Below are 8,258 nucleotides of genomic sequence, written 5' to 3'. Positions count from 1 at the left end.
AGGATATAGTACCAAGCCGAAAGCAAATGCAGGAATCTCGTTGAATAACAGGAACAAAAGTAAATCTATTTGGAAATTACAATTACAACAATAATAAAGGAGAACAAGTATTGGAAATTGAACGTGTGAATTCTGGAACTGAAGTGCAGACGCTTTTTAGTCAGAAGGGACAAAGCGATCGTTACTGGTACAACAATAACTTTAAGGTAGGGGCGGACTACTTTATTAATAAAAACAATACAATAGGCGCTATGGTAAACGGATATTTCAATGGATGGAATGAAGACTTTAACAATGCCACACAGATCAGATCTATGCAGGGAACTCTCGATTCTTCTGTGCTTTCAAAGAATATTACCCGTTCCAATTACCGCAACCTTAGTTATAATTTGAACTTTAAGTCAGTGCTTGACACTTCAGGAAGGGAATTAAGTGTAGATCTGGATTATGCTGACAATTATGCAAATCGTAAGACTACGTATGATAATAGCTATACCTATACCGCTTTAAATCAAACCGTAAATGAGTTGATAAAAAACAGGACGCCATCAAATATTGATATTTACGCGATAAAACTAGACTATACCCATCCATTTTCTAAAAGCATAAAAATGGAAACTGGTTTTAAAGTAAGCTGGGTGAAGACAGACAACGACCTACAGTTTACTCATTTTCAAAATAACCAGTGGAGTAATGACCCGTTAAGAAGTAATCACTTTATTTACAACGAAAACGTAAATGCAGGTTATGTCAACCTGAGAAAAGAATATAAGAATACGAATATTCAGGTAGGGTTGCGGGTAGAACAAACCAACTCGAAAGGGGATTTGGTTACTACCAATGAAGTCGTTAAACGAGATTACCTTGATTTCTTCCCAAGTGCATCCTTAAATCATAATTTCAATGACAACAATTCAGTGGGTTTAACCTACAGCAGACGGATTACCCGTCCGAGTTATGATGATCTGAATCCTTTCGAATATTACCTTGACCGCTATACCTACAGCCAGGGAAACCCATTTCTTAAACCCGAATATACCAATACGTATGAGTTGTCGTACACACTTCTGAAAAAGTATACTGCTTCCTTAGGATACACCAAAACCACGGATGTTATTACGCAAGTCATTCTTCCTGCTCCGGAAAAAAGCGCCTTATTCCAAACGGATAGAAACCTGGCAGAACAGCTTTCCTATTCATTCAACCTGAGTATACCTTTTACTTTTACAAAATGGTGGAGCAGCAATACCAACTTTACAGCCTTCAACAACCAGTTTAAATCACCTAATTTGAACGGACAGGTGTTGGATAATAATCAAGCTGCATTCCAGGTATACCATAGTCAGACTTTTACTATTAATAGTACCCTATCCATTGATGCGAGTGGAAATTATCAATCTGAAATCATCTGGGGTACGCTTAAGATTCAACCTCAGTATGCGATGGACCTAGGAGTAAGCAAATCTTTTTATAAAAAGAAGTTCAATGTAAAAATGGCCTTAAATGATGTGTTTAATACCCGTAATGCTAAAATTAGCAGTGCCTTCCCTGGATTGGATTACAAGTTATATCAAAAGAATGATACCCGTACTGCGCGCTTAACATTATCCTATAAATTCGGGAATAATCAAGTGAAGGAAAGTCGGAAGCGTGAAACCGGACTTGATTCAGAAGCAGGAAGGGTTAAAAATTAATAATTCTTTAAAATTAATAAGAACTTCATTATCTATTAATGCAGTTCTTATTAATTTTAAAGAATTCTACTCAATAAAAAAAACTTTAATTAAATATGGTCTTACATACTATTCTGGGAGCAAATGGTACAATTGCCACTGCGCTAGTCCCTGTTTTACAAGCACATCAAGAAAATATAAGATTGGTATCCCGTACCCCTAAACCGATTGCCGGAGCTGAAGTCATGGCTGCTGACGTATTAAATTACGATCAGGTATTGCAGGCGCTGCAAGGCTCGACAGTGGTATACTTGCTGATCGGCATCACGTATAATGCCAAGCTCTGGCAGCAAGAGTGGCCCATTATTATGGATAATACAATCAGGGCATGTAAAGCAACGGGTGCTAAACTGATTTTCTTTGACAATGTTTATATGTATGGCAAAGTGGATGGTGTAATGACCGAAGAGACGCCTTACAAGCCGATAAGCAAGAAAGGAAAGGTAAGGGCTGAAATTGCTTCTATGCTGCTTAAAGAAATGAAGGCAGGGACTATTAAAGCTGCTATTGCCCGTGCGGTTGATTTTTATGGACCTGGAGTAACAGATAAAAGTGCAGCGAGTATCTTAGTGTTCAGCAATATGCAAAAAGGAAAGAAGGCGCAGTGGCTTATTAATGCGGATTTACCACGTGCTTATAATTTTGTCCCTGATTGTGCACAGGCCATATATATTTTAGCGACACGTGATGAGGCAATTGGTGAGGTATGGCATTTGCCATCGGTAAATCCACCATTAACTGGCCGGCAGTTTATTGCCTTGGTCGCTAAGCATATGAATGCATCAGACAAGGTTCAGGTTTTACCTAAGTTCTTGTTGAAAATATTGGGCTTGTTTATGCCCTTTATGAAGGAACTGCGTGAAATGAATTATCAGGATGAGTTCCCTTTCCTGTTTGATTCGTCTAAGTTTGAGAAGGCTTTTAATATTAAACCTACTTCTTATGAAGAGGGTGTGAAGGCAACTGCTGAATGGTTTAAGGCTAATAAGGTGTAGGGTTTTGCTTGATTTCTTAGGTGAAATGAAGTAATATTTAATGGTTTGCCAGTAGCCTGATTGCTATTGATGACAAAATGAAAGTGGTATGTTGCCGACAAAAGTCCGACTTTAAGTACCGTAGGTCGGACTTATATGGGAAGCATACTGCATTCTTACTGGAATTTTTAATACATCGCTAGGAGGTGTGTAGGGTTAATTGGAAGATTACTGAAACGTTTTTAAGCTTTATTGTGTTAAAATCTTTGATGCCGTTTGTTTTAATATATCCATTAATATTTCCAGCTTTATAGGCTTACTGATATATTCATTCATTCCTGCCTTCAGGCAGATTTCTCGATCCTCGGGCAAAGCATTGGCCGTCATAGCAACAATTTGCGGCTGTTTTTCAAAGGATGATCTGATTATGCTAGTTGCTTCTAATCCATCCATTTCGGGCATTAAGATATCCATTAAAATAATGTCATAGTCATTAATGCTAAGCATGTCTACTGCGTCTTTCCCGTTATTTGCAACCTGGGGTTTATAACCTAGCTTTTTTAATATGGTAAGAGCCAATTTCTGGTTAATCAAATTATCTTCTGCAATGAGAATTTTTAAGGGATATTGGATAGCAAACTTATCACTTAGCACACTAGTTTTACTTTTAGGTTCAGAGACCTCTCCCTTTGTCTGCTTGAGTTCCATTTGAACCAGCTTATATAATTGTTGTTGTTTAACTGGCTTAGTTAAGACAGTGCTAAACAAGTGAGGATATTTCGATTTAGTTTCATCACCCACGGAACTAAGTAACATAATAGGTATCTCAGGAAGCTTTCGTTTAATCCCTTCAGCAAGGCCAACCCCATCCATATCTGGCATTTGCATGTCTGATATAACTAGATCAAAATTAGTGTCATGCGTTAATATTTCGAGTGCAAGCTTCCCTGAGATGGCAACAACCACTTTCAACTGCCAAATTTCTAACTGAGTTTTAAGAATTGTTAGGTTGGTTGCATTATCATCAACTATAAGTATTCGTTTTCCATTGCTTCCGGTGCCAATATTTACGTATTGTTTCTGAGCGCATTCAGCCCATTTCGATCTAATATTGAAGTAGAAGGATGTTCCCTTGCCTTCCTCACTTTTAACTCCAATTTCTCCACCCATAAGCTTTACCAGGCGCTCACTAATTGCTAATCCTAGTCCAGTTCCCCCATATTTACGAGTCGTTGACGAATCTACCTGTGAGAAGGCTTTGAATAATCTTGATATTTTGTCTTTTGGTATCCCAATTCCAGTATCATGAACATCAAACTTGATCATAATATATTCTCCCTGAGTGCTTTCTACAGATATTTGAAGAAATACTTCGCCATGATGAGTAAACTTTATGGCATTGCTTACCAGATTAATCAATATTTGACGTAACCTTAAGCTATCACCAACTATCATAACAGGAACATTATAGCCAATTTGGTATACTAAATCTATTCCAATTTGTGCTGCTTTGCCTGCAAAAACATCCATCACATTTTCAACACATTGACGCAGGTCAAAGTTTTGCAGCTCAATCTCCATATTACCAGATTCAATTTTAGAAAAATCGAGTATATCATTAATTACACCTAATAAGGCATCTCCACTTGTATTAATGATGTTTACATATTCCTCTTGTTCCTGATCTAGCTTGGTTTGGGCAAGGAGCGATGCCATACCGATTACTCCATTCATGGGCGTTCTGATTTCATGACTCATGGTGGCGAGAAATTCACTCTTTGCCTGATTTGCTTTCTCAGCATCTGATCGTGCTTGTTTTGCTTCCAGGGTGATTGCACTTAGTTCTTCATTCAATATCTGCAGATGCTCAGACTGCGAGTGAAGTTCTTCTGATGTGGCCTGTAACTGGTCATTTGCAGTTTGAAGGTGCCCTGTACGTTCCTCTACCTGAAGTTCCAGTTCTCTTTTTTGAGATTCCAATAGTTGCATTCTGTACCTGTAGAATGTATACAGGACGGAACAAATTAGTATACCTATTAGTCCTCTAAACAACCAGGTCATCCAATAAGGTGGTGGAATTATTATCTTAATCGCTGTTCCTTTTTCATTCCAAAATCCATCGCTATTTGATGCTTTTACCCTGAATATATATTCTCCAGGAGGCAAGCTGGTATACGTAGCAGACCTTTTTGATTTTACATAATTCCAATCTTTATCAAATCCTTCAAGTTTATAGGCGTATTGGTTTTTGTAAGCATCGGTGAAACTCAATGCCGTAAATTCAAACGTAAAAACGGATTGGTCATATGGTAGTATGATTTCTTTAGTTGCAAACAAGGCTTGTGTCAAAAAGGAGTGGTCTGCAACTGAAACGCTTTTATTGAAAACTTGAAAGTCTGTGATTACAACATTTGGAGGAGTGCGGTTCTCTCCAATTTCTGATTGATCAAATAGATTAAACCCATTAGTGCCACCAAATAATAATTTTCCTTGCCGTGTTAGCCCTGCAGCTCCCCAATAATACTCATTTCCTTGAAGTCCATCTTCAAGTCCAAAATTCTTAAAGATGTTTGTACTGGGGTTAAACCTGCTAAGTCCATTATTTGTGCTTAACCATAAGTTACCAACCTGATCAGGCTTAATTCCAAATATTACGTTACTAGGTAAGCCTTCATCTGTTGAGTAGATAACAAATTTTTCTGTGCGTAGGTCCAATTTGTTCAAACCGCCACCGAAAGTTCCGATCCACAACAAATTATGCTTTTCGTCAAGGTAGAGCGATATCACATGAGCACTTGATAAGGAATTGAGTGATTTGACGTTTTCAGCAAAATGCTTTACAGATTTAAGATCGGGACTTATCTTATTTAACCCCAACCAGGTTCCTGCCCAAATTGTCCCTCCTTTGCTTTCAACAAATGCCTGGCTTTGTATGCCATTGCCAAGCAAATCAACAGGAAAAAAAGGTTTTTGGAAACTTGTCCATTGATTTAATGATTCATTAAAAATGTTAAGGCCATCGTCTGTCGCAATCCAAAGTCGTTTATTTCGGTCTCGGTAAATTGTTTGTATAAAATTATTTGATAATGAATTCGGGTTTTCTGTTTCCATGTAATGAGCAATTGTACCAAGTTTGCTACTATAATGAATGAGCCCTTGTCCCCATATTCCTATCCAGAAAGTGCCATCATAGTCTTCAAAGATATTCGTTATCTCGTATCCTTTGGCAACGGGAAAGGCAGTAAACTTGTTCGTTAAGGGGTCGTAAATATTAATTCCACCTACCGTTCCTATCCATATTTTATTGTTGCTGTCATGTAGAAAACACTTTATAGTATTTGAATATAGTATGGTTTTTTTAGTCGAGTTCCGAAAGGTTCTAAATCCTTTTTTTTCTTTTAGCTGATTGAGTCCTCCTCCATCGGTGCCAATCCAGACTTCTCCTTTATTATCTTGATATATTGCCTTTATAATATTTGATGACAACGAGTTGCTGTTAGCGTTGTCAGTTGTATAAATCTCAGCTTTTCCATTTTTTATTATATTAAGTCCATATGAAGTAGAAACCCACACTTTGCCTGCTTTGTCTTGATACAGGGAGTAACCTTCGCTTAATGAACGTCTTTTTTTGTCAAAAAGGAAATAAGGTTTATATGATTTTGTTCTTCTATTAAATTCAAACACACCAACGTAAGTTGTAAAGAGAATTTTGCCATCCTTAGTTAGTATCATTGATTCCAGATCTCCAACGCGGTTGTTCGAATATAAAACAGGAAAATTATCTACTTTTAAATTTTTAGGATTTATTCTATTAAGGCCTTCTGAATCAAACCAGATTACGCCCTCCTTATCCTCTATGATGGTGTTAATTCGTCGGGACGTTTTATTCTTAATCCTAATAAATTTTTCAGTTTTGGGATTAAATAGATTTAAGCCGTATCCGTAGTTACCCACCCACAAAAGACCCTTAGAATCTATAAAGACAGATTGGATTGAATTTTCGCTAATAGATGTGGTGTCATTCGGATCATTTACATAATGAGTAAACTTTTCTGTAATCGTGTTATATTTGTTTAATCCACCGCCCAGGGTTGCTATCCAAAGGTTTCCTTTCTTATCTAGTGTTAAACCATTAATGTAATCGTTAGAAAGAGAATTAAGGTTTTTAAGGTTACTCTTAAACTCCTTTACCTCATACCCATCATATCTCAATAATCCTGCTTGCGTTCCCATCCATAGAAACCCCTGTTTGTCCTGGACGATAGCGTTAATCGATTTGTTTTCTAATGCTTTTATCGTTTGTAAGCGGTCAAATTTGAGCCTATCCTGAGCAATTGAATTCTGAAAAATTAATATTAAGAAAAGCGTAATGTACTTTTTCATAGACTATAACTCATCGGTTCTTTAAAGAAGCCTAAAGTAATGTTATACGGCTGTAAACCAATAAAGTTATCCTCTTTGATCAGTCTTCAAACAAGATATTGGTCACTATCAGCTACTGCCATATTTCTTTTGGTAATTACTCATTAGGTCCTACTTAAGAAAGTATTTGTTAACCAACTTTGATGTAGTGGATTTTTATTGCTGGTACTATCTGAAATATTCTGTATAAAGAAAGGAATTATAACCGTTTTATTCTAAAATAAATAAAAATAATTTATGATTTAAAAATAGATATATACATTAGTGTATTATTAAACTAATACACTAAGCGATGATCACTATCGAAAATTTAAATTTCGGTTACAGCAAACGTCCAATGTTATTCAGAGATATGAACATGCAATTAAACTGCGGTCATATTTATGGATTGTTTGGTGAGAATGGAGCCGGAAAATCAACTTTATTAAAAAACATAGTCGGTTTAGTTTATGCGCAAAGCGGGACACTAAATGTCATGGGTTTTGACCCTAAGAAAAGGCAACCTGCATTATTGCAGGATATTTGTTTCATTCCCGAAGAATTTGAACTTCCATCCGTATATATTGACAATTACCTAAAAAGTACTGCTCCATTTTACCCTAAGTTTGATTATCAGAGATTTAAATTGCTGATAAGTGAATTCAATATTCCATCGGACCAGCGACTGAATGAGATTAGTTATGGGCAAAAGAAGAAATTTATCATTGCTTTTGGTTTATCTACCCAAGCCCGTTTAGTGATTATGGATGAACCTACCAATGGACTGGATATTCCTTCCAAGACACAGTTTCGTAAAATAATGGCATCGGCGTTAACAGAAGATCGATGTATTATCATCTCAACCCACCAGGTGAGAGATTTGGATAACTTGATTGATACGGTAATTATGTTGAATGAGAATAGTATAGCCTTGAATGCTTCAGTAGAGGAAATTACACAAAAACTTTGTTTCAAACGAGTGAAGGAACTGGATGAAACGGTAATATATTCCGAACCATCTATATCTGGTTATCAGGCAATTTTTTCAAATTCTAATGAACAAGAGAGCAAGCTGGATATCGAGCTGTTGTTCAATGCCTTGCTTAATGAAAGTGGAAAACTGAAACAAATTTTTAATTAAACCTTATCA

Annotated in this window: 4 protein-coding genes; 3 read left to right on the top strand and 1 reads right to left on the bottom strand. The window is 36.7% G+C overall.

Annotation, left to right across the window (positions count from 1 at the left end):
* Positions 1-110 precede the first annotated feature (110 nt).
* Complete coding sequence (locus tag ADIARSV_RS10635) at positions 111-1,694, top strand: outer membrane beta-barrel family protein (RefSeq protein ID WP_016195515.1); 1,584 nt, start codon at positions 111-113, stop codon at positions 1,692-1,694.
* A gap of 95 nt (positions 1,695-1,789) precedes the next feature.
* Positions 1,790-2,728 (top strand): NAD-dependent epimerase/dehydratase family protein, encoded by a 939-nt coding sequence (locus ADIARSV_RS10630; RefSeq protein ID WP_016195514.1) that lies wholly within the window; start codon positions 1,790-1,792, stop codon positions 2,726-2,728.
* A gap of 228 nt (positions 2,729-2,956) precedes the next feature.
* On the opposite strand, the gene ADIARSV_RS20585 is transcribed toward ADIARSV_RS10630, so the two are convergent.
* Positions 2,957-7,090 (bottom strand): hybrid sensor histidine kinase/response regulator, encoded by a 4,134-nt coding sequence (locus ADIARSV_RS20585; protein ID WP_016195513.1) that lies wholly within the window; start codon positions 7,088-7,090, stop codon positions 2,957-2,959.
* A 331-nt stretch (positions 7,091-7,421) separates the two neighbouring features.
* On the opposite strand from ADIARSV_RS20585, the gene ADIARSV_RS10620 reads away from it, so the two are divergent.
* The gene (locus ADIARSV_RS10620; RefSeq protein ID WP_040299742.1) at positions 7,422-8,249 is read left to right on the top strand and encodes an ABC transporter ATP-binding protein; all 828 of its coding nucleotides are present in this window, start codon (positions 7,422-7,424) and stop codon (positions 8,247-8,249) included.
* Positions 8,250-8,258 lie beyond the last annotated feature (9 nt).

It is taken from the genome of Arcticibacter svalbardensis MN12-7, assembly GCF_000403135.1.
GTDB lineage: Bacteria > Bacteroidota > Bacteroidia > Sphingobacteriales > Sphingobacteriaceae > Arcticibacter > Arcticibacter svalbardensis.
The sequence above is the reverse complement of the archived record's forward strand: the minus strand, read 5'-3'. Positions and strand labels throughout refer to the sequence as shown.